16 protein-coding genes are annotated in these 22,858 nt (G+C 42.7%); 2 read left to right on the top strand and 14 right to left on the bottom strand.

What is annotated here, in order from left to right:
- Positions 1-56: 56 nt before the first annotated feature.
- The 10 genes from ACEN2L_RS08590 to malQ all read right to left on the bottom strand — a co-directional run bounded on the left by ACEN2L_RS08590 (position 57) and on the right by malQ (position 15,555).
- The gene (locus ACEN2L_RS08590; protein WP_441743228.1) at positions 57-2,876 is read right to left on the bottom strand and encodes a DUF349 domain-containing protein; all 2,820 of its coding nucleotides are present in this window, start codon (positions 2,874-2,876) and stop codon (positions 57-59) included.
- Positions 2,866-3,159 carry a YeaC family protein gene (locus ACEN2L_RS08585; RefSeq protein ID WP_441743226.1) on the bottom strand — a complete coding sequence of 98 codons (294 nt, stop codon included), beginning with the start codon at positions 3,157-3,159 and terminating at the stop codon, positions 2,866-2,868. The genes ACEN2L_RS08590 and ACEN2L_RS08585 overlap by 11 nt, the downstream gene beginning before the upstream one ends.
- 13 nt (positions 3,160-3,172) lie before the next feature.
- Positions 3,173-3,499 (bottom strand): hypothetical protein, encoded by a 327-nt coding sequence (locus tag ACEN2L_RS08580; RefSeq protein ID WP_441743224.1) that lies wholly within the window; start codon positions 3,497-3,499, stop codon positions 3,173-3,175.
- Positions 3,500-3,622: 123 nt separating this feature from the next.
- Positions 3,623-5,296, bottom strand: a complete 1,674-nt coding sequence (locus tag ACEN2L_RS08575) for an alanine/glycine:cation symporter family protein (protein ID WP_306022973.1) — start codon at positions 5,294-5,296, stop codon at positions 3,623-3,625.
- Between the two features lie 66 nt (positions 5,297-5,362).
- Complete coding sequence (locus ACEN2L_RS08570; RefSeq protein ID WP_441743222.1) at positions 5,363-6,490, bottom strand: M14 family metallopeptidase; 1,128 nt, start codon at positions 6,488-6,490, stop codon at positions 5,363-5,365.
- A 166-nt stretch (positions 6,491-6,656) separates the two neighbouring features.
- Entirely contained in the window at positions 6,657-8,117 is a 1,461-nt protein-coding gene (locus tag ACEN2L_RS08565) for a glyceraldehyde-3-phosphate dehydrogenase (protein WP_441743221.1), read from the bottom strand.
- 394 nt (positions 8,118-8,511) lie between these two features.
- The gene (gene msrB, locus ACEN2L_RS08560; RefSeq protein ID WP_306022976.1) at positions 8,512-8,895 is read right to left on the bottom strand and encodes a peptide-methionine (R)-S-oxide reductase MsrB; all 384 of its coding nucleotides are present in this window, start codon (positions 8,893-8,895) and stop codon (positions 8,512-8,514) included.
- A gap of 116 nt (positions 8,896-9,011) precedes the next feature.
- The gene (glgX, locus tag ACEN2L_RS08555; protein ID WP_441743219.1) at positions 9,012-11,102 is read right to left on the bottom strand and encodes a glycogen debranching protein GlgX; all 2,091 of its coding nucleotides are present in this window, start codon (positions 11,100-11,102) and stop codon (positions 9,012-9,014) included.
- A gap of 6 nt (positions 11,103-11,108) precedes the next feature.
- A complete protein-coding gene (glgB, locus tag ACEN2L_RS08550; RefSeq protein WP_441743217.1) occupies positions 11,109-13,301 on the bottom strand; it encodes a 1,4-alpha-glucan branching protein GlgB in 2,193 nt (730 codons plus the stop codon).
- A gap of 58 nt (positions 13,302-13,359) precedes the next feature.
- Entirely contained in the window at positions 13,360-15,555 is a 2,196-nt protein-coding gene (malQ, locus tag ACEN2L_RS08545; protein WP_441743216.1) for a 4-alpha-glucanotransferase, read from the bottom strand.
- A 200-nt stretch (positions 15,556-15,755) separates the two neighbouring features.
- Between malQ and gap the strand changes: the two genes are divergently transcribed.
- Both gap and ACEN2L_RS08535 read left to right on the top strand, forming a co-directional pair.
- On the top strand, positions 15,756-16,754 hold the full coding sequence (gene gap, locus ACEN2L_RS08540; RefSeq protein ID WP_441743450.1) for a type I glyceraldehyde-3-phosphate dehydrogenase: 999 nt from the start codon (positions 15,756-15,758) through the stop codon (positions 16,752-16,754).
- Between the two features lie 94 nt (positions 16,755-16,848).
- Positions 16,849-17,703, top strand: a complete 855-nt coding sequence (locus ACEN2L_RS08535; RefSeq protein WP_441743214.1) for a D-hexose-6-phosphate mutarotase — start codon at positions 16,849-16,851, stop codon at positions 17,701-17,703.
- 12 nt (positions 17,704-17,715) lie between these two features.
- Here ACEN2L_RS08535 and ACEN2L_RS08530 read toward each other — a convergent pair whose 3' ends face one another.
- The 4 genes from ACEN2L_RS08530 to ACEN2L_RS08515 all read right to left on the bottom strand — a co-directional run bounded on the left by ACEN2L_RS08530 (position 17,716) and on the right by ACEN2L_RS08515 (position 22,649).
- Positions 17,716-19,053: a diguanylate cyclase gene (locus tag ACEN2L_RS08530; RefSeq protein WP_441743212.1), complete on the bottom strand. Its 1,338-nt coding sequence runs from the start codon at positions 19,051-19,053 to the stop codon at positions 17,716-17,718.
- Positions 19,054-19,352: 299 nt separating this feature from the next.
- On the bottom strand, positions 19,353-20,591 hold the full coding sequence (gene kynU, locus ACEN2L_RS08525; protein ID WP_441743210.1) for a kynureninase: 1,239 nt from the start codon (positions 20,589-20,591) through the stop codon (positions 19,353-19,355).
- Positions 20,588-21,433, bottom strand: a complete 846-nt coding sequence (locus ACEN2L_RS08520) for an alpha/beta fold hydrolase (protein WP_441743208.1) — start codon at positions 21,431-21,433, stop codon at positions 20,588-20,590. The genes kynU and ACEN2L_RS08520 overlap by 4 nt, the downstream gene beginning before the upstream one ends.
- A gap of 22 nt (positions 21,434-21,455) precedes the next feature.
- On the bottom strand, positions 21,456-22,649 hold the full coding sequence (locus ACEN2L_RS08515) for a thiolase family protein (RefSeq protein WP_306022985.1): 1,194 nt from the start codon (positions 22,647-22,649) through the stop codon (positions 21,456-21,458).
- Positions 22,650-22,858 lie beyond the last annotated feature (209 nt).

The following is a 22,858-nucleotide window of genomic DNA, read 5'->3' as shown; positions in this document are numbered from 1 at the left end:
GATTATCGTGACATACTGTAAATAACACTAAGTTTACCATTTGACTCTCTGGCGCCTTAATAGATGAATAAAGATTGAACCCGCTCAAAGTAACTCTGCTCGTTGGTCGTTAAAGGACCTAAACTGATCCATTTTTTAAGTAAATCATCTGCTTGCTCTAGGTCGCCATCTTGTAATTTCTTAGCCATTAATTGCAATTGAAGATGTTGTCTTAACGCATTGTCCACGTTAGGGGAAGCCTGCTCTTTAAGAATTTCTAACATCACCGTTAGCTCGTGACGTGTGAGCATCGGGCCCTGTGCTGACTGATTAAATGCTGCCTGCCAAGTATTTGACAACTCCTCATGTTCAGCTGGCAATTCATCTGGTGTTTGCCACTTCGACATCACCTTAAAGACAGACACATATTGGCGCTGAACCAAGCTTGATTCTTGCTTCGCTATGCCTTGTGAAATCTGCTGTTCTAGGCCTTGTAGTTGGCGCTCCAAGGCATGGCGCTCTTTACTAGCTACTGAAGTTAATAGGTCAGTAATGTCTGCTTTTAACGCACTGGCTTGCTCAAACTCTGCTTTATTTTGCGCCTGTTCGACTGCACGTTGCATAGCAGCGAGCTTTTCTTTGAGGCTCACTATTTGCTGAATTTGCTGTGACTTTTGCTGCTCAAATTGGGCATTACGTAACGCAAATACTTTGTCACAAGCTTCTTTGAAAGCGGGCCATAACACAGCTTCTGCTTTTTTACCTGCGTGCTGAATAGACTTCCACTGCTGCTGAAGTAACTTAATCTGGTTAATGCCGTCTTCAATTGGTGTAATTTCAAGGCACTGCTGAGCCTTTTTAACTAAGACTCCTTTTTGCTCTGCATTGCTTTGATAAAAAGCAGACACTTTTTCTTTTAGGGGTAATATCGCGCTTTGAAATTTAGCATACAGATCATTGCGTAAACTAAACTCAACTTCGCCGGTTTTGCGCCATTTCTGCTGCAAAGTAGTCAGTTGTTTAGACAATTGGCTCAACTCACCTGTGGATTCATTCAACTGCCCTAACTCAAGCAAAATAGCGTTTTTGTCTTGCAGATTTTGAGCTCGCAATAGTTGTTGCTGCTCATAATGAGCTCGGCAAGGCGCAAACGCTTTTTCTAAGGTTTCATCAAAGGCAACGTTCAGTGCTGCATCCGATTCTGAATCAATCACACCTAAACTATTCCATTGCTGACGAAGCACTTTAATAGCTTTTGCTTGCTCTTCAATATCGCTTAGCGGTGCAAGTACCAGCTGCTCAGCTTCACTAAGTAAGGCTGGCTTTCTGGGTGCAGCTATATACTCTTGCCAATCTTTTAAATTTTCAATTTGCTGTTTTATCTGCGAATGTAATTTATTCAGTTTATCTTGTTGTTTTTCAGGTAGTTTTTCATACCAAACCAGCACTTTGCTATACACATCAATAGCAAGACGAAAACGCCCTTGATTGATCAAACCTTCTATCGCGCGATACTTATTTCGGCAACGTGCAACCTCTTGGTTAACTTGCTCGCTCAGGTTTTTAATTGCGTCTTGCCAATCATGCACAACTTGTTGCCAAGCCGAAAGCAATTCAGCAGGTAGGTTTTTATTAAAACGCTGCGTAATTTCACGCCACTGGTGTTTTACTTCTCTCAAATATTGCTCTGCGGCATCAATTTGACTGACATCATCCGGCAATTTTAAAGCACTAAACTGCTGCAATAATTCTTGGCTGTGACCTAAACACAACATGAAACCAGGCAAATTTGCCAAGCTTTCTTGACACTGAATTATTTGCTCGATGATCAGCTCTAAACGCCTTTTTTCTACAGATTTGTCAGCCTGCAGCGACCTTAGTGTTTGTTTCACACTGTCGTACAAGTGATTTAATTCTTCAGTAGTCGACTCAACCTGGTCATTTGTTATCTCAAGCATGTGCTCACGTAATAAAGCATTGGCTGCATCAAGGACTTCGCGACTCCTTGACTGGAGATCATTGATGTTTTTGCTGAGTAACTGGGCAGCTTGCTCTTCTTGCCATTGAGGTTTGAGCAGCTCAATCGTGTTGTTTACACGCTGGCTTATTTCACTAAATTTTTGTTCAAATTCTCGTTTTTTGCTTTCGGCCAAACAAGAAAACTGTTCACAAAGCTCAGCATATTGAGCCGTTAATAATTCTTGCTGTACCGTGATAATACGTAAATCAGTCTGTTCTTTTAAGGCAAGTAAGCGAGAGAGCAACATTGTCGTGTCTTTTTCAATACTGATGGGCAACTGTTGTTGCAAATCCCATTTTTGCAGTATGTCACGAGCTTTTTGGTTGACTGCCTCAGCGCGACCTTTTTTAATGACTTTTGCTAGCAATTTTCGGCTAGTTGCTTCATCGCTTAATTTATCCATTAAACGGTTTTGCAACTCGTCATTGCTGGATTCTAATATGATCTTTTCAAGCACTACAGGCTTTGATATTTTGGTGAGTAATGTTTCAGCTAAGCGTGTATCCGATTGCACCCAAGGTAAAAAAACCAACTTTTCTAGCAACTTTACGTCTTTGCATTGACGCACAAAACTGAGCTTGTCTTGTTCATTTAAGCGGGTATTGGTAGGATCAAACAGGCTTTGTTCAACAATTTGCTGTGATTTTTTAAGTACCCTTTCGTCTTTACTTATCTCAGACATTTTATACCACAAGGTAAAACTATCTAACTTTTGCAAAGCAGCCAAACTGACTCCAGCATCAGGATCGTTAAACGCCAATTCGTGTAAAACCGATTTTTCAGCAGAAAGCTCACTGTTTAACTTTTCAATGGCTTTGATGCGAACGTGTGGATTTGGATCGAGATGTTTGGAACGAAAAAAACGATTAAATATCATCCTGTTTAAACCGCGCTATAGTTTGATTATCGAAAGATTGTTGGGCAAGTTCTTTTTTGAAAGCGTCTCGGCTTTTGTGCACTATTTCGCCGTTTGCACCAACGGTCATGTGTTGTTCAGATTTCAGCACTTTAGACTGATATAGCATAACAGCCTGAATACATGTTTCTTTTTGTTGCTCTGTCAAGGGTGAGCCATCAAGCCACTTTCCGGTTTCTACTGAGCCACGTAGCTTTTCGTATATGTCTTGCGACATGTTTTGCACGAGTACTTCAACATTCATTACTGGTTATCGCTCAATCAGATTTTTTAATAAAAACAAGGCGCACACGATTCACTATGTACCAAACGAAACCGCTCGCGGCTACTGCAAATGCAAGTTTAAATTGAATGTCTTCTTGGCTCACATCGCCCCAATACATAAAACCAAAACCACCAACAAACAACAACATGGCCAGCATTGACTGATTTTGAATACTTTGGCGTTGCAAATACTTTTTCAATGCGTTTTTTCTCGCAAAGTCCTCAACACTTGCTTGACCAATTGCAAAGTCACAGTGCTGGCAACTTTGTGCTTTGTCTGAAATTTTTTTGCCGCATGAGGGGCAATCTATCAATGCCATTTTTCTACTCCACACAGGTAGCTCAATAAAGGTTATGACCAAGCTACTTTATACGATGTTCACTAAAAACAGTTTTTAACTTAAAAGCGCAGCTATGAGCTGCGCTTTTGTTAATCACTAAACTTAAGACTTATGTTCTTTATTAAATTTATCCCAGTAGCTTGCTACCGAATCTTTCATTTCTTTTCTGAGCAAAAAGATACCAAATAAGTTGGGCAAGGTCATCACTACTATCGCTACTGCAGATAGCGTCCAAACTAAGGTCGTATCAGACACTGCAGCCCAAACAAAGCCTGCAACGTAAACCACTCTATATGGCATAACCGAACGCGGGCCAAATAAATAGGTCATGGCTCTGTCGCCATAATATGACCAAGCGATGGCTGTTGAAAAAGCAAAGAGCAATAAACCTATTGAAACAATATATTTTCCCGAATCGCCAAAGAACCCTCGTGTAAACGCTACCGCCGTTAAACTGGCTGAGTGAATTAACGAGTAACCAGACACCATGATGTTATCTTTAAGCAATTGCCCATTAACTACTTTTAACGTACCGGTAAAAGTATCTTCAGGATCACCCACTGTAAAGGTCACGTCTTCAGCTAATGAACGCGCGTTAATAATAGTAAATCCAGTGCTAACAGGTTTACCGTTGACCACTTGTATTTCACCATTAAATTCCTCAACTTGGCTTTCATCTAAACCGTTCAAGTAATTATAAAGTTGTTTTTTATCGCTATCGCTCGACTCAAGGTAAGCACCGGCAACAATGTCCATGTCTGAACGATCAAAGGTATTCCAGTGTTTTTCTTTCCAAACGCCCGATGACAAGATCACCAAACCAGTTAAGGTACAGATAATAATAGTATCGATAAAGGGCTCAAGTATTGATACCATTCCTTCAGAGACAGGCTCATCTGTTTTTGCCGCTGCGTGCGCAATTGGCGCAGAACCTTGGCCCGCTTCGTTTGAAAACAAACCTCGGTTAACGCCGCGGTTAAACGCATAAGCGATAGTCGCCCCCAAGAAGCCACCTGTTGCCGCCGAGCCAGTAAACACATCTGATAACACAGACACAAACGAAGGTCCGACGTTTTCAAGATTGGCAAAAATAACAGACACCGCACCAACCAAATAAATAAGCGCCATTAAGGGTACGATTTTAGACGTTACTGCTGCAATACGGGTAATACCGCCCAAGATAACCAATGCCAGTAAAATACCCAACACGCTACCAACAATAAGAGGATCGAAGCCAAAGGTGGATTCAATACTGGTCGCGATACCGTTACTTTGAGGCAAGTTTCCAGTACCGAATGAACTGATAACGGTTGCCACAGCAAAGGCAACAGCTAGCCATTTCATGTTCAAGCGTTTGTCCATGTAATACATGGGACCACCAGCCATGGTACCGTCAGGTGTTTTATCACGATATTTGTGAGACAAGGTCACTTCTACGAATTTGGTTGTCATCCCTAAAAATGCCGTTGCCCACATCCAAAACAACGCAGCCGGCCCACCTAAAAAGATAGCAAATGCCACCCCACCGATGTTACCTGTACCAACGGTACCTGATAAGGCGGTTGTCAGTGCTCGAAAATGCGTCGTATCCCCTGGAGAATCCGCTTTATCGTATTTCCCTAACACCACTTTCCATGCATGTTTGAAATATCGAACTTGTGGAAATTTCAAATATATTGTGAAGAACAAACCGGTACCGAGAAGCACATAAGGAAACCAAAAGGCTCCACCCAGCATGCCGTCAAGTGACTTTAAAAAATCATGAAATATTTCCACTGCTTTCCCCTTTATTTATTATTTTAGTCAGTATTTTATTGTTTTTTTGTAACGGTTTTATCGTTCCTAACGAAGCATATCAACTACAGCACGCATAGCAATCATTACATCTTCACCCAACTGTTTACTGCGCGCAGGCGACCAGCCATAGGCACTGTCAGGTAAATCGATATTATCTTTAAAAGGCATTTCTAAGGTAAAGGCTAAACAATCAAAGTGTTGACCAATAGCGTGAGTGGCGACTGTGGGATTGGCCTCTCCTGGTTTGTCTTTTGGATAGCCAAAACTGTCTTGGAAGTCTGGCGTTGCTAACATAAAGTTTTGCTTAAATTTATCTTCTAAATTTTTAATGCGAGGAGAATAGCCTGGGTTACCTTCACAGCCAGCTACAAAATTGTAGGGTAGTGCTTCATCACCATGAACATCTAAAAACATGTCCACCCCAGTTTCTATCATTTTTTGTTTGACAAAATACACCTCAGGACTAGACGCTAAACTAGGTGTCGCCCATTCTCGATTAAGGTTCACGCCAATAGCATTGGTGCGCAAATGACCGCGAACAGAACCATCGGGATTCATATTGGGTATGACGTAAAATACAGATTTTTCCAGCAATTGACGGGCAACACCATCACTCTCATCTAATAAACGTTCCAAAAATCCTTCAACAAACCACTCAGCCATGGTTTCACCTGGATGCTGTCTGGCAGTGACCCAGATAACTTTTTTGCCTTCTTCTGGTTCACCTACCACTAACATCGACATATCTCGCCCATCCAAGGTCTCGCCTAAAAACTGCTGCTGACATACGGGTGATTGCTGCGCCCATGCTAAAAGATCAAGATGACGTTCGTAGCTATAAGGGGCAAAATAAGCATAATAAACATGCTCATATTCAGGGGTGTGTTGTATGACTAAACTGTCACCATCAAACTCGGTATCGACTCTGAACCATTCTTGGCGATCATATGAAGCTACGGCTTGATAATTCTTCCAACCATCAGGGTAAGCGGACTGATGTAAATTGGTGATAACAAGCTTGTGTGATAAAAATGCGGTGGTTTCAAGTTTAAAATGGAACCATTGAAAAAAGTCTGATTGCTTGTCTTTTTTAATGCTCAGTCTAATGTCATTTGGTGAAGAGGCATTGTTTACCTCGATATTTCCACTATCAAAATTGCTGCTTATTCTCACGATATATTCTCTAATAAATTTGACCGCGGTAATTTAACACAGCTTCAATAAAAAAGGTTATAACTGGAGAAAATGAACAACAAAAAGGCTGAAATTTTCAATTTACAGCCTATATTAGCGCATAAAAACGCCGCTATGCTGCCTTAAAACAGCACAGCGTCTTTGCTTACAGTTTCACTGTCGCGTGAGGTAAGGTGGGTGATGTCAACCCTGACATTTTTTCTAGCACCTTCATGACCTGACAGCTATAGCCAAACTCATTGTCGTACCAAACATAGACAGTTGCTCGTTGGTCAACCACGATGGTTGCCTTTGAGTCAACCACAGCTGGGGCTCTAGTTCCTACTAAGTCTGTGCTCACTATTTCACTTGAAGCCGTATAGTTAACTTGATGTTGCAGGTCGGAAAAAAGCGAAACATCACGTAAGTAATTGTTGAGCTCGTCCTTGGTAGTGGCTTTGCTCAAATGTAAATTTAAGATCGCTAAGGAAACGTTTGGAGTAGGTACGCGAATAGCACTACCCGTTAGTTTACCCTTTAATTGCGGGTACGCTTTCGCAACGGCTGTAGCAGCACCGGTTTCAGTGATAACCATGTTCAAAGCCGCACTGCGTCCACGTCGGTCACCCTTGTGGAAATTATCAATCAAATTTTGATCATTGGTAAATGAATGTACCGTTTCTACATGCCCACTTTGAATCCCAAAATGTTCATCTAGCGCTTTTAAAACAGGGGTGATGGCATTGGTGGTACAGCTAGCGGCTGACAATATGACGTCTTCTGCGGCTACGTCATTATGGTTAACACCAAAAACAATGTTTTTTATGTCGCCTTTGCCCGGCGCGGTCAAAAGGACTTTTTTAACACCCTTCGACAATAAATGCTGACTCAAACCCTCTTGATCACGCCACATACCGGTGTTGTCGATCACAATGGCGTTTTGAATACCGTAATGCCTATAGTCAACTTCTTGCGGCGAGTTAGCGTATATTACTTGAATATAGGAGCCATTCGCTTTAATGGCATTTTTTTCAGTATCAATGGTGATGCTGCCATTAAAAGGGCCATGCACTGAATCGCGTCTTAGCAAACTAGCACGCTTTTCAAGATCTCCACTCTTACCGCCTCTTACAACAATCGCTTTTAAGCGCAGCTTATTATTTTTCCCCTGACGTTCGATAAGTAATCTGGCTAAAATACGACCTATTCGACCAAAACCGTATAACACCACATCTTGTGGCTCTTGAGCGTCATGTACGCCAATAATTTCAGCAAGTTGCTGTTGCAGGTATTGTTCTACTGATTGCTCTGCAAATTGTGCATCATAGTGATAAGCGTATGCTAGCTTTCCTAAATCAATATGTGCTGGGGCCAGAGTCATTTGACTGATAGCGTCTAACAAAGGCCAGCTTTCACGCAACCTTAGTTTATGCGTTTCCTTTAAGCGGACGGACCGGTGCGCTTTGATGATGTCGATTGCACTTGCGCCAAGTAACGGACGCCCATATACCGAGATTTCGATTGCATGATTGCGGTATAACTTTCCTAGCAAAGGCTGCATTTGCTCAGCATATTCCTGCCTTTCTTGCCAACTGCTTAATAATTCCTGTTCTAATTGCTGATTCATAATTGAAAGTGGCTACCTACAGTGAATGATTTTGATATTTTTGTCGCTAGTCTTAGCTGACATATCAATCTTGATTAAGGATATACAGCGATGCTGTGATAAAGCGGCGTCATTCTAATGAAAGTGATCCCTTTCGCCAAATTGGCACTAAATTACTAAAATGATTAAAAATCAGTCTTTTAAGCTATTTAATTTGTAATATTTCTACACTTTTAACTTAGACTTTTAAAATAGATTCAGAGTGAGGTGATAAATCGGCAGGCAAGGGTTAAAACAGCCTTATTCAGCGTTTGTGAGACCTAATAAATGAAATTTACTTTCACGATATTTTTTATACTTTTTTGGCCTAAAACAAAAAACGCCCAATAATTGAGCGTTTTCAAGCAAATAGGGATTACGTGGGTTTAAATTTAACGGCAACTGAATTAACACAATAGCGCTTGCCCGTTGGTGGCGGGCCATCATCAAAGACATGCCCTAGGTGGGCATCACAATGACGACAAACGATTTCGATGCGCAGCATCCCTAAGCTGTTATCGCTGTGATATTCAACATTCTGTTCCGTGCTTTGGCTAAAAAATGAGGGCCAACCACAACCGGAATCAAACTTATCTTCAGAGGTAAATAACTTCTTTTCACAGCAGGTGCAAACATAATCACCAGCTGCTCTACTGTCGAGTAAGTGCCCCGTGAAAGGGCGCTCAGTCCCTTTTTCACGACAAACCTTAAACTCTTCCTCTGTTAATCTCTCTCGCCACTGCGATTCAGTTAACTTCACAATTATACTCCGACCGTCATGATTCCATGGTTGATGTGTAAGGTATCCAATCGATGGATATGACAGTTATATTACTGGGCACATTGTTCAGTCAAGTCCCCTCCGGCAAAAATAGCTTAGGTTTGGTCATTTATAACCTTGAATAAACAGATGCTCTTAAATGCCTGCATATAAACCTGCTTTACAGCCACCTGAGGTTGAAGGGCTAATTTTGGATAACGGGTATCCACCATAATTTTCCAACCATGAGCCTGACTTAAAAGGGGCAAATTAAAACGTACATCATGGTCAGTTGCATTAAAAACCAATAACCAGTGCTCAGTTTTGTTGACTGTATCTGCTGGTTCGAGACCGACAAATTCTACGGCGAAGGCCTGATTATTATGATCGTGCCAATCATCGACTAATTTTCTTTCACCATCAGGGCGATACCAATTGATCTTGTCGACGTTGTGTTGCAAGGAGTAACTATCATCTTCCAAATTAAGTTGACTTAACAGCTCACTGTCGCGGCGAAGCTTGATCATGTGACGGCAAAAATCTAAAAAGTCCTGTTCATTTTCGCTTAACTCCCAATCAAACCAATTAATTTCATTGTCTTGACAATAGGCATTGTTATTACCCTGTTGCGTGCGACTTAATTCGTCGCCACCTAACACATGGGGAATGCCTTGCGACATCATTAAGGTAGCAAACAAGTTTCGCTTCTGACGATCTCTAAGAGCCTTAATTTGCGTATCGCCTGTCACCCCCTCAAATCCATGATTTGACGAAATATTATGCCCATGACCATCACGATTTTGTTCTAAGTTTGCTTCATTATGGCGTTCGTTGTAGCTAACCAAATCTTGCAATGTAAAACCGTCGTGGTAAGTCACCATATTGACAGAGGTATGAATAGCTCGATTTTCCTTAGGAAAAATATCTCGTGAGCCTAATAAACGAGTAGCAAAATCACTTGTGTGGCCTTTATCTCCGCGCCAAAATGCGCGCACCGTATCACGGTATTTGTCATTGCATTCCACCCAATTCGATGGAAACTGGCCTAATCGATAACCACCATTGCCAATATCCCAAGGCTCAGCGATAAGCTTGATGTTTAATAATACGGGATCTTGTCGTATGGCTCTAAAAAAACCCGATACACTAGAGAATTCATAAGGGTCTCGGCCCAAACTTGCGGCAAGATCAAAACGAAAGCCATCCACCCCCATTTCTTGAACCCAATAACGCAGTGAATCCATGACCAGTTTCAGTACATAGGGATAGGCCGTATTGACGCTATTACCGCAACCTGAGTTATTCACATACTTGCGATAATCAACAGTGCCGTACTCATTGCGCTCAAACAAATAAAACGAAGCGTTATCAAGCCCTTTAAACGCCAAGGTAGGGCCGTCTAGACCCCCTTCAGCCGTGTGATTAAACACCACATCTAAAATGACCTCTAAACCTGCCTCATGCAAACTATCAACCATACTTTTAAATTCACACACCCCATCAGCCACGACATAACGAGGATCAGGACTAAAATAGTTGATCGGATTATATCCCCAATAGTTGGTCAACCCTTTTTCAGTAATATAACGCTCTGGCATAAACGCCATCACCGGCATGAGCTGAACACTCGTGACACCAAGGGACTTAATATGCTTGATAATTGAAGGATGAGACAAACCTAAAAACTTTCCACGATGGGCATCGGGCACATCAGGATGAAGTTGACTGATGCCTTTTACGTGGGCTTCATATAAAACGGTTTGGCTCATTGGCACTCGTGGTTTGGTAATCCGGCCGCGACATTCACTGGTTTTTAAGACAAGGCCCTTGGCAATCATAAACTGGCTATCGCCATGGTACTGCTGGGCATTCCATACTAAGGGGCGATTTAGTGCCTTGGCATAGGGGTCAATGAGTAATTTTTCAGGATTGAACTGTAATCCAAGTTGAGCGTTATTTTCACCGCATGTTCGGTAGCCATATAACTGCCCTTCTGTTATCCCTTCAATAAAACCATGCCAAACCTTGCCTGTTTTAGCAGGTAAGGGAATGACAGCGAGTTGTTCTTCGGTATCTTTTGCAAATAAGCAAAGTTGCACTTCCGTGGCATTGGGGCAATGGACTGCAAAATTGCAGCCATTTGCCGTTAAGGTTGCACCAAGTGGATGAGCCGCGCCCGGTAATACATTTAACGCTTTAGCATCCATTTTTTTCTAACCTTTAAAAATAATAAATAAACTCGCCAAGGGCGGTAAATTGATACTAATGGCAGCCGGTTGGCCATTCCAAGACTTCGCTTTGGACGTCATTTTTTTCACTACCTTGTAACCACTCCCCCAGTATTTTTTATCATCGGTATTCATCAACAATTGATACGTCCCTTCATCTTGCACACCGAGTAAGAAGTTATCACGTGGTACAGGCGTGAAATTGGTTATGCAATAGATCTTTTGTTGTTGGCCGTCAGACTTACGTAAAAATGACAAAATACTTTGCTCAGCATTACCATGATCAATCCACTCAAACCCAGCATGACTGCTATCTAATTCATATAAAGCAGGGTACTTTGCATATAAACCATTTAGGTCACGATATAAGCTTTGAATGCCTTTATGTTTTTCAAACTCCAGCAAATGCCAATTCACAGAACTATCATGGTTCCATTCAGCGGCTTGACCAATTTCATTACCCATGAAGTTTAGTTTTTTACCGGGGTGCCCGTACATGAATGCAGCATAAGCGCGCAAGTTTGCTGCTTGTTGCCACTCATCCCCTGGCATTTTGCGTAATAAGGAGCCCTTACCATGTACCACTTCATCATGAGAGATAGGTAATACAAAATTTTCATCAAAGGCGTACACCATACTAAAAGTGATTTCATTATGATGATAGCGGCGATAACTTGGATCCTTTGAAATATAGTGCAGCGAGTCATGCATCCAGCCCATATTCCACTTAAAACCAAAACCGAGGCCGCCGTCGAACAACGGACGAGATACTTTTGGAAATGAAGTGGATTCCTCTGCAATGGTCATTGCATGAGGGAACTTCTCATAGACTTCACGATTCATCCATTGCAATAAACTAATCGCTTCATAATTGTGGTTACCGCCATCAACATTTGGGATCCACTCGCCGTCTTCCCGAGAGTAATCAAGGTACAACATTGAAGCAACCGCATCGACGCGTAAACCATCGATATGGAATTTATCAATCCAAAACAAGGCGTTAGCGACTAAAAACTGACGCACCGTATCTTTACCAAAATCGTAGATGCAGGAATTCCAATCTGGATGCCAGCCTTTACGAGGATCTTCATATTCGTATACATGTGTACCATCAAAGCGAGCAAGCCCGTGACCATCTTCTGGGAAGTGGGCAGGTACCCAATCAATGATTACGCCAATGCCATTCTGGTGGCATTGATCAACAAAATATTTAAAGTCATCGGGCGAACCAAAGCGACTGGTTGGCGAAAAGAGTCCAACAGGTTGATATCCCCAAGACCCATCAAATGGAAATTCTGATACGGGCAGTAATTCAAGATGGGTATAACCCATATCTTTGATATAAGGAATGAGCTCTTTGACTAAATCACGATAGCTTAAATACGTTTCATTCGAATCTCTATCAGGGCGTTTCCATGAACCTAGGTGGATTTCATAGATACTCATTGGGGTTCGATATTTGTCTTTTTGCGCGTGCTTTATCCAATCACTGTCTTGCCATTGATAAGCATTATGATCATAAACCACTGAGGTATGTGAAGGGTATTGTTCAGCAGAAAACCCTACAGGGTCAGCCTTGTGCGGTAAACTATTACCCGCTGCATCTTTAATTTGATATTTATATTTTGCCCCCGGACGAATTCCAGGAACAACGAGTACCCAGTATCCAAAATCGGTTTTTTGCATTGGCAAACAGCTGCCATCCCAGAAATTGAAATCGCCGATTAACGAAACTGCGCTGGCGTTAGGAGCAAAGACGGCAAAACGAGTCGCCTTGATAGGCTGCGCTAATCCGACATCCAAAGACACTAATTGTGCGCCGAGTTGTTTGTACACATTTTGCGCTGAATGATCGACAAAATGGACCGCGTGATAGGCCTGCTCTTTGAATTGATAAGGGTCAACTATTTCATAATGTGTATCTGCATTAGTAATATGAAGACTATAGGCAAGAGGAGCGGCTTGCGCCTTAAAATCACCAGTAAATAAATGCGTGCCATTGACCTGCTTTAACTCACCGATCTCAAGACCGGTTTTTAAGTCGACGGCTTTAATGCTTAGAGCGTGTGGAACCCATGCAGTGAGAGAGAGAATTGACTTAGCTGAATCGAAACGTGGGCCTAGTTGATTGAATGGGGAAGCACACTGTGCATGTTGTAACTGTTGTTCTAGCTGCATTTTACCGCCTTAATGAAGGCGGTTCGCCAATTTGGTCGAACCGCTATTAATTATCACATTATGTCGAAGCGTTTTTTCTTGCCTCTGTCAGACTCAAAGCTAGCTCATTAAGCATAGGATCATCAAATATGCCCTGTAGATTTCGAGTCAATTTACGTTGCCAGTTAGGATACTCCTTAAACGTACCAGGAATATTAACGGGTTTATCCATCTGTAACCAATCTTCTAGTTGTAGGCTCAATAATTCGCTTGAACCTCCAGCCATGTGTTTTTGCATACCAAAGTTTAGCGCGGTACTCATTCCCACATAATTTACGTCGATACCTATCTCATCGCCAACTGACTTATGTGCATGCAGGGTATCTAATATAGCCTGTTTGTTCTCATGACGGCTAACAAAAAGCTCCTGCAAAATCTCTTCTGTTGGGTACAAGCCTAATTCTTTGCCAAGCTCCAAATCATAACAATGCCAATAACCTGTCAATGTCGGCATATCGTGGGTAGTCAGCGTAGACATGGACTGAGTAGGATAATGACCAGGAGAATAAAACCCTCCGTCCTTGGCCTGCTCAAAAAAGAATACTCGATAGGAATAAACACCGTTGTCAGCTAATTTGTCACGGATTTCTTCAGGTACTGTACCTAAATCCTCGCCAATGACCAAACTTTGATTTTTGTGGCTTTCAAGGGCCAAGATGGCTAACAAGTCATCAACCGGATAATAAACGTAACCGCCCTGTTTAGCGGAATCGCCTTTAACCACCCACCATAGGCGGAGTAAGGCCATAACGTGGTCGATACGCAATGCACCTGTGGCTTGCATGTTCGCGCTAAATAAATCAATTATCGGCTGATATCGTTGCTGATACAGTTTTTCTGGATCCATTGGAGGTAAACCCCAATTTTGTCCCAGAGGCCCCAATACGTCGGGTGGCGCCCCCACACTGGCGTTGGTGCAGTAGAGGTCTTTGTTACCCCAAATTTCAGCACTCCCTTCGCTCACGCCCACGGCTAAATCACGGTACAGACCAATACACATGTTATTTGCTGCCGCCACTTCGTTAGCTGCGGCCAACTGCAATGCGGCTTGCCATTGCAGCCATAGGAAAAATTTAACCCTTGTCGCGTTTTTCTTAATAAAACGGGCAACGGCAGGTTTTTGAAAGTCAGAAAATTCTGCCGGAAAAACAGGCCAACCCCAAGAAGGCTTACCTTGTGCCGCTAAGTTTTCCTGCAAGGCGTCATAAACCGCTAAGGTTTGTAAGCTTTCCCCTCCCTCCTCAACAAACGCTTTAAAGGCTTTGTTAAGTTTCGTATTTTTATTGAGATACTGACTATTCTGATACTCGAAGATGGCACTCAGTGCTTGCAGTTTTAATCGAGTTACCGCGGGATAGTCAACCAGCTCATTCGCTCGAGCACTGGCTAACTCTCGCTGAAAGTTAGCATCATCCACGATGTGTTGAGTTGCAGCGCTTTGATATCCATCTAAGGCGGTTACATCTATATAGATAAAGTTGAGCCAACGACGAGATGACGGTCCATAAGGACTGCACGCATCAGGATTAGCCGGGTACAGAGCATGAATTGGATTTAATCCAACAAACTGGGCCCCTTGTTTGGCGGCTTTTTCTAATAAATAGGCCAAGTCAGAAAAGTCACCAACGCCCCAGTTATGCTCACTACGCAAGCAATAAAGTTGAACGCTTAATCCCCAGATTTTGTTGCCATCAATAATGGTTTTAGGCTTATAACACGACTTCGGTGCCATAATTAAACGCATGTTAGCAATTTCGTCATCATCAATAGTAAGAGCAAGCTCGTGGTAGCCCAATGGCAATCCAAAGGGTAAATCAATCAAGTATTCTTGAAATTCAATACCATCAATATGAATGACATTTATTAACTGTTCATCAACCGGCGTAAGAGCATGACTTAAATTATCGCCCTGTTCTGTCATAATCCGAATAAGATATTGGTCATTGACTAATTCGATAGGAAGTCTAAGGGCTAACTGAATAGTGTCTCCGGTTCGAAGTACTTGAACGGGGTTCAGTGGATTTAACCAACTGGTCTTAACATCTTCGTCAGCTTGAACCTGAAGCTTTTCCGCATCATCCACGTCGTAGCCCATAACGCCCAGCAGCTTTTGTTTGGTATTAGGATCGATAGTGGCAGCTTTGCCCCAAGCGTCAGTATAGTTTGACTCGATTCCGCGATATTCTACTAGATGATCAATTAGCGATGAGGCCATTAACTTAAAATTCCTGTGATTTTGACATAGTCTGTTAACAACTTATTATCATCTAAAAATTCTAACAACCGAAGTTGAATACGTTTGCAGAAGCATAACTGTAATTAAATAACATTTATTTGTTAATATTTTGCCTTATTTGGCTAAATAGTCCATAATTTTGTAATTATCTTTCAATTTAACTCATTTTAGAGGGGTGTATTATGACAATAAAGGTTGGCATTAACGGATTTGGTCGCATTGGTCGTTTCGTGTTCCGCGCAGCATGCGAACGCTCTGACATTGAAATCGTCGGTATCAATGACTTACTTGATGCTGAATACATGGCCTATATGTTGAAGTACGACTCAACTCATGGTCGCTTTAATGGCACTGTAGAAGTACAAAACGGCCAGTTGGTTGTAAACGGTAAAGTGATTCGTGTCTCTGCAGAGCGAGACCCTGCTAATCTAGCTTGGGATGCAATTTCTGCTGACGTAGTCGTTGAAGCAACTGGCTTATTTTTAGATGACACTACCGCCCGTAAACATATTGAAGCAGGTGCAAAGAAAGTAGTCCTATCGGCACCTTCTAAAGATAACACTCCGATGTTTGTTATGGGTGTTAACCATGACAGCTATGCTGGCCAAGATATTGTGTCTAACGCTTCTTGTACGACAAATTGCTTAGCGCCTTTAGCAAAAGTATTACATGATAATTTTGGTATTGTTGACGGTTTAATGACAACCGTCCATGCAACAACGGCGACGCAAAAAACCGTTGATGGCCCATCAGCAAAAGACTGGCGCGGTGGACGTGGTGCTTCTCAAAATATCATCCCGTCATCAACTGGCGCTGCTAAAGCAGTGGGCAAGGTTATCCCTGAATTAAACGGCAAGTTAACAGGTATGGCATTTCGCGTACCAACGGCTGACGTGTCGGTCGTGGACTTAACCGTAAACCTTGCAAAACCAGCTACTTATGCTGAAATTTGTGCCGTAATGAAAGCCGCCTCTGAAGGCGAATTAAAAGGCATTATGGGTTACACCGAAGAAGCAGTTGTTTCGCAAGACTTCATCGGCGACAAACGTACCTCAATCTTTGATGCTACAGCTGGTATCGCATTAACTGACACGTTCGTAAAATTAGTGTCTTGGTATGATAATGAAATTGGTTACTCAAACAAAGTACTTGATTTAGTGGCACACATCAGTAAATAAGTTCTAGGGTAGCATTACCCTCTCGGTTTATTTATGCTTCAAAGGCGACGACTCTTAACAGATTGTCGCCTTTTTTACTTTAAGGAGACTCCGTTTGCTTTCACCAGCCTGTTCAATTTCTATAAGAGATAATATTCAAGTTCTGCATATTGATAATGCTTTCGCTAGCGCTCAAGTTGCCTTGTTTGGGGCACATATGTTGAGCTTTCAACCTAAAAGCGATTTACGTGAGCGATTTTGGTTGAGTAAAGCGGCAAAGTTAGACGGTGTTCAAGCCATCAGAGGCGGTGTACCGCTGTGTTGGCCATGGTTTGGCGACCATCAAATCAAACAAATCGAGCCCGATAACAAAGACTTCCCGAGTCACGGTTACGTGCGAACTCAACTCTGGAATATAGTCAAAACTTTGGATACTCCCAAAGGAACCGAAGTGACCTTAAGCCCTACAACTACTCAAGGAGCAGGCTTTAAAGGCGAGGCACAATTGCAGCTCATTATCACGATTGGCCAACATTGTTCCATGCAGCTTGTCACGAGTAATGTTGGCTCTGCTCATTTGGAATATCGCTGCGCCTTACACAGTTATTTTGCTATTTCAGATATTCGCACCATTAGTTTGCAAGGTATCACTGGCGACTACCGAGACAAAACTCAGGACATGCAAACGTTCAAGACTCCCTCTCCTTATAAATTCAACGCGGAAACAGATAGAGTTCATTTGTGTCAAGCTAGCAATGTGACTATTGTAGATAAGCAACTACACACCGTTATTGGTTCAAATGGACATGATAGTCTTGTGGTATGGAATCCATGGCAGGATAAGTCGATTTCGATGAACGATATGGAAGATGAGGGCTACTTAACAATGGTATGTGTGGAAACCGCAATAACACAAGGTGAGATACTTGCCCCAGGCCAGAGTCACGTATTAACACAGATCGTTTATTAGCACATTGAAACACTATTTGGCGGTAAAGATAGCATCTCTACCGCCATCTTTAGCCTGATATAGCGCCTTGTCAGCACGGTCGAACCACTCTCTAAAACTTTCTGTCTCTTTATTTTGTGCCACCCCAAAACTGCAGGTAATATGCCCCACCTTGCTAAACATAAATTGGCTAATAGTGTCTCTTAATCGAGTAGCAAGTTGAATTGCGTCATCCAGCGCAGAATTAGGACACAGCACAACAAACTCTTCACCACCCCAACGAGCCGCAACATCCATCTCGCGTATCGTAGAGTGCACTATCTGGGCAACTTGTTGTAACACAGTGTCACCAACCGAATGACCATGTTGATCATTCACTGCTTTAAAAAAATCGATGTCTATCAGAATAAGACACACCGCAGTATTGTTACGTAAACTCGCTTGCTTTTCTTGCTCTAGCCGCTCTTGCATAAAGTGCCGGTTGAACATAGCGGTAAGCGGATCTCGAATCGAGATAAACTCTAGTCGTTGATTCTTATCTACTAACTCATTTTGCAAGGCTTGTAACTGAGTATTTTTTGCTAGTAAGGCATTATTGTAACGTCTCACAATAATTTGCCGCCAAATGCCCACTATCACTAAACAGAAAATAATCCCTGCTGCGCCCCAAATGTATCGAGTGTCAATTTCGTCAATAACTCTGACATTATTCCATTGTTTGTAAATATCAACATGTACCCATTCAGGTAGTTGCGCGATGGCATCGTTGAGCCTCGCTAATAGCTCAGTATCATTACCGGCTACACCCATTCCCAGCATATCTTGCGGTTCAGCGATACCAGCGATTCGCAAATTGGAAAATCCACTTTTTTGAATTTGAGCATTGATCGACAAAAGTGAGCCAACAAATAAATCAATCTCCCCCGATGCTAAACTTTTTAGGCCCGCTAATTCAGTTTCCACTAATTTAAGTTTTATATTGGGATAGTAATTTTTGACGTATTCTGCTTGCCGATAGTTTGACACCGTGCCTAACATTTGCTCACCAATATTTTCGTAGCCTTGCAAAAAACCTTGCTCTGAGTCAGAGACAAGCACATTCGCACCTACAAAAAATGGACGGGTGAATAGAAGGTATTTTTCTCGCTCAGGGCTGGCATTTAACATGCTGGCGACTTGGCACTCGCCCGTTTGCAATTTCGCTAAGGTTTCAGACCACGTTTTGGTTTTAACCAACATAAAATTAATGTCTGCTAATACACCTATATACATCATGTAATCAGCAGACATACCAACATGCTGGTTATTGCGTATGGCTTCGTAAGGTAACCAATCTGGGTCGATACAATAGCTAACCGATGTTTTGTCCACGAAATCAGTTGGCAGGCCTATTACTTCGTTTGCCGATATGACCAAAGAAAATGATGACAAGAGGCCTAAGCAGAGTCCCCTGACATAACGAGTGTTTTCTGTGCACCAACTGACAACGTTAATCGTTCTTCGCCCTAATTCAAAGATTCAGATACATTCCTTTGAACAGTAACAAACATTGAACGGTTAGCCACTGCAACAAAAAAATAAGCTAAGGTCTATCAGATATCAATTCTGCTCTTTTTTCAATCAGTTGTTGTCCATTTATTAACAAATCGCTCGCCTATGTATCCCTTTTACTAGGTCACCTTACTGTGTTGCTGGTACGCCACCTCTTTAAATACCTTGTTTTCAACGACGTCATTTAATCGAGACACCGCTAACCATACATCCGCATAAGAGGTATACAACGGAGTGAAACCAATTCGCAAAATATCTGGGGCTCTGAAGTCACATATAACATTCTGCGCGATAAGTGCCTGACATATTGCGAAGGCTTGGGGATGGGCGAAAGCCAGTTGGCTACCTCTCTCCTCATTTCGCATGGGAGACGCTAGCGTTAACGCACTTAAGGCCCGATATTGTGCAAACAAATCTAAACATAACTTTGCAAGCAACAAAGACTTTGTGCGCACTTGGTGCATATTGATATCTGCAAACACGTCTAAAGCAGCATCTAGAGCAGACATTGCTACTATGGATGGCGTGCCACTAAGGTATTGATGCACGCCTTCGGCTGCCGAGTATTCTGGGTCAAAACGAAAAGGTTGGCGATGCCCCATCCATCCAGTTAACGGTTGTTTAACGGTTTGTTGATGGCGAGATGCCACGTAAACAAAAGCCGGGGCCCCAGGCCCTCCATTGAGATATTTGTAACCACAGCCAACAGCAAAATCCACCTGACAATCGTCTAGCTGCACAGGCAAGGCGCCAGCGCTGTGGGCAAGATCCCAAATAACCAAAATGCCATGTCGATGGGCTAACTTAGTTATGCGCTGCATATTGTGCAATTGTCCTGAGCGAAAATTAACTTGAGTCAGCAACAAAACAGCCACGTCAGAGTGCAAGCTTTGCTCGATGTACTCTTCAGCGCATATACGCAATTCACACTGCGTTTCGCCAAGTAAATCTTGTAAACCTTGCACCATATACAAATCGGTTGGAAAGTTGTCCCCTTGAGATAACACGACGTTGCGGCCCTTTTGCATCGCTAGGGCGCTGCACAGCAACTTAAACAAATTAACCGAAATAGAATCACAGCAAATCACTTGACCTGGGGCGGCACCAATAAGTGGAGCGATTTTTTCGCCCACTTTTTGCGGTAAATCAATCCATTGGTGGCAATTCCAACTTTTAATAAGATCCTTACCCCATTGCTCACTAACCACCTCTGCAACCCGTTTTTTTGCAGCAAAGGGCAAAGCGCCTAATGAGTTACCATCCAAATAAACACAGCCTGAGGGGAGATCAAACTCTGCTTTTTTGTGCGCTAAAGGATCAGTAGCGTCAAGGTTTTGTATATGCTGTAAATCTATCATTGCTTAAACATGTCATCTAATTGAGTTAATAGTTGCTGATACGCTGACGTGCCTGGATGGATCCAATCAAAATGGCCTGCTAGTGGATTTAAAACCAACGTCGCTTTTAAAGCAAAGGCCTGCGATGGGGGAACAATGTTATCCTCATTTCCCTGCATCAATACCGTCTTAACATGCATAGGCATATTGATGGGATTAGCTGATTGATATTCTCTTGGTTTATCAAGCGCTGTGCCACCCATAAATTGTGGCGTAGCTTGTTGACAACTGTTTTGCCCTTGAGAATAACTAAGTACATCAGTGATAGCGGCTAATCCCATAACACCTTTCAATTCAGGTAATCGGCTACCAGCAAGCAGGGCTAAATGGCCGCCAGCAGAGTGCCCAACCACAACCACATTGGGTAAATTAAACGCATGTTCAGGTAAGTTAGCACCATATTTGATGCCCGCAAGAATATCCTCAAAGGTGCCAGGCCAACCGCCTCCCGCATCGCCAATACGTCGATATTCTAATGACCAAACAAGATAACCAGCTTGTGCCAAAGCGGTACTTAGGGCATAGCTATGTTTGATGTCATAGGCGTTTAACCAACAACCACCATGCACTAAAACAATGACTTTTCTGGCGCTATTGTCTGCGCCAAGTGGCAACCACAGCGCGCCATATTGTAAGGGGTCGTCACCATAACGTATTTGTTCATCAGGGGCTCTGAAAGGCAAAGCACCTATGGCTGAATAAGCCACATTGCTGTCTATTGCCGCATATTCAATGACTTTACCGTTAGTCTGCGCCGCGCTACTACCTGCTAACAGCAGAAAGGCAAATAAATGAATTTTCATGTGACCCCTTAGTCAGTCTTTCTTAGCACACTTCTAGGGCAATAGCCGTTGCTTCGCCGCCACCAATGCAAATAGCCGCAACGCCTTTAGACAACTTGCGCTGTTGCAGGGCATGTAACAAAGTCACCAAAATACGCGCACCCGAGGCGCCAATAGGATGACCCAGCGCGCAAGCTCCGCCGTTAACATTCACTTTATTAGGGTCGAGTTGCAGTGTATTGATGGCCAACATCGTTACCATGGCAAAGGCCTCGTTAATCTCAAAAAGATCGACGTCTTCTTTACTCCAACCGGTTTTAGCAAACAGCTTTTCCATTGCACCAACTGGGGCAACAGTAAAATTTTCAGGTTCGATAGCATGTGAAGTATGAGCCACAATGCGTGCCATTGGCGTTAAACCTAGCTCTTTTGCTTTGCTTGCTGACATGACAAGTAAAGTTGCAGCCCCATCAGAAATTGAACTGGAGTTGGCCGCAGTAACCGTACCATCCTTCGTAAAAGCCGGTTTTAAATTAGGAATTTTTTCTGGTTTGGCGTTTTTAGGGCCCTCGTCTTCAGCGACGATAATTTCACCTTGACGTGTTTTTACGCTAATGGGGCAAATTTCATGACTAAAACTCCCATTAGTGGTGGCGGCATTCGCCTTAGCCAAACTGCTCAGTGCAAACTCATCCATTTGTTGACGATCAATGCCCTGCTCATCAGCAGTTGCTTGGGCAAAACACCCCATGGCTTTACCATCATAGGCATTTTCAAGACCATCTAACATCATATGATCCAGCACTTGTCCGTGGCCCATACGATAGCCAGCACGAGCTTTAGGTAACAAATACGGTGCGTTACTCATGCTTTCCATACCACCAGCTAAAATACTATGAGCACTACCTGCTTTAATCAAATCGTGCGCTAACATGACCGCCTTCATACCTGAACCACACACTTTATTGATCGTTGTCACTCCGCTCGCTAAAGGCAGTTGGGCTGCGATACTCGCTTGGCGAGTTGGTGACTGCCCTAAGCCAGCGGGCAAAACACATCCCAGAATGACTTCATCGACTGAACTATTGACGGCAGCTCTATTTCCGCCAGCCGCATCAATCGTGGCTTTTAAGGCCTCTGCCCCTAAATTTGGCGAGGTTAGCGAAGATAACGCCCCCATAAAACCACCCATCGGCGTGCGTTTCGCTGCAACTATGACCACTGAATTATCTGACATATTTTCTCCTTTTTAATTTTTGCACGACTTCAATTCGATGAAGCAGTGAGCATCGCCCACAGTGAGATTTAAAGTGTATAGGAAACTGCACACAGACACATTCCTACACCTTGATAATTTTTTTGGCTACCTTGACCAAGGCTTACTTTACCTTTACTTTCAGTTTACGTAAACGTAAAGTATTTTTACATTTAATTTACGTATTATTT

Origin of the sequence: Flavobacterium sp. W21_SRS_FM6 (genome assembly GCF_052119645.1) — a bacterium.
Classification (GTDB): domain Bacteria; phylum Pseudomonadota; class Gammaproteobacteria; order Enterobacterales; family Alteromonadaceae; genus Paraglaciecola.
The sequence above is the reverse complement of the archived record's forward strand: the minus strand, read 5'-3'. Positions and strand labels throughout refer to the sequence as shown.

Excerpts from the sequence above, each read along its gene's own strand:
- ACEN2L_RS08590 (WP_441743228.1), bottom strand. The coding sequence starts at position 2,876 with ATGATATTTAATCGTTTTTTTCGTTCCAAACATCTCGATCCAAATCCA.
- ACEN2L_RS08585 (WP_441743226.1), bottom strand. The coding sequence starts at position 3,159 with ATGAATGTTGAAGTACTCGTGCAAAACATGTCGCAAGACATATACGAA.
- ACEN2L_RS08580 (WP_441743224.1), bottom strand. The coding sequence starts at position 3,499 with ATGGCATTGATAGATTGCCCCTCATGCGGCAAAAAAATTTCAGACAAA.
- ACEN2L_RS08565 (WP_441743221.1), bottom strand. The coding sequence starts at position 8,117 with ATGAATCAGCAATTAGAACAGGAATTATTAAGCAGTTGGCAAGAAAGG.
- glgX (WP_441743219.1), bottom strand. The coding sequence starts at position 11,102 with ATGGATGCTAAAGCGTTAAATGTATTACCGGGCGCGGCTCATCCACTT.
- glgB (WP_441743217.1), bottom strand. The coding sequence starts at position 13,301 with ATGCAGCTAGAACAACAGTTACAACATGCACAGTGTGCTTCCCCATTC.
- malQ (WP_441743216.1), bottom strand. The coding sequence starts at position 15,555 with ATGGCCTCATCGCTAATTGATCATCTAGTAGAATATCGCGGAATCGAG.
- kynU (WP_441743210.1), bottom strand. The coding sequence starts at position 20,591 with ATGATAGATTTACAGCATATACAAAACCTTGACGCTACTGATCCTTTA.
- ACEN2L_RS08520 (WP_441743208.1), bottom strand. The coding sequence starts at position 21,433 with ATGAAAATTCATTTATTTGCCTTTCTGCTGTTAGCAGGTAGTAGCGCG.
- ACEN2L_RS08515 (WP_306022985.1), bottom strand. The coding sequence starts at position 22,649 with ATGTCAGATAATTCAGTGGTCATAGTTGCAGCGAAACGCACGCCGATG.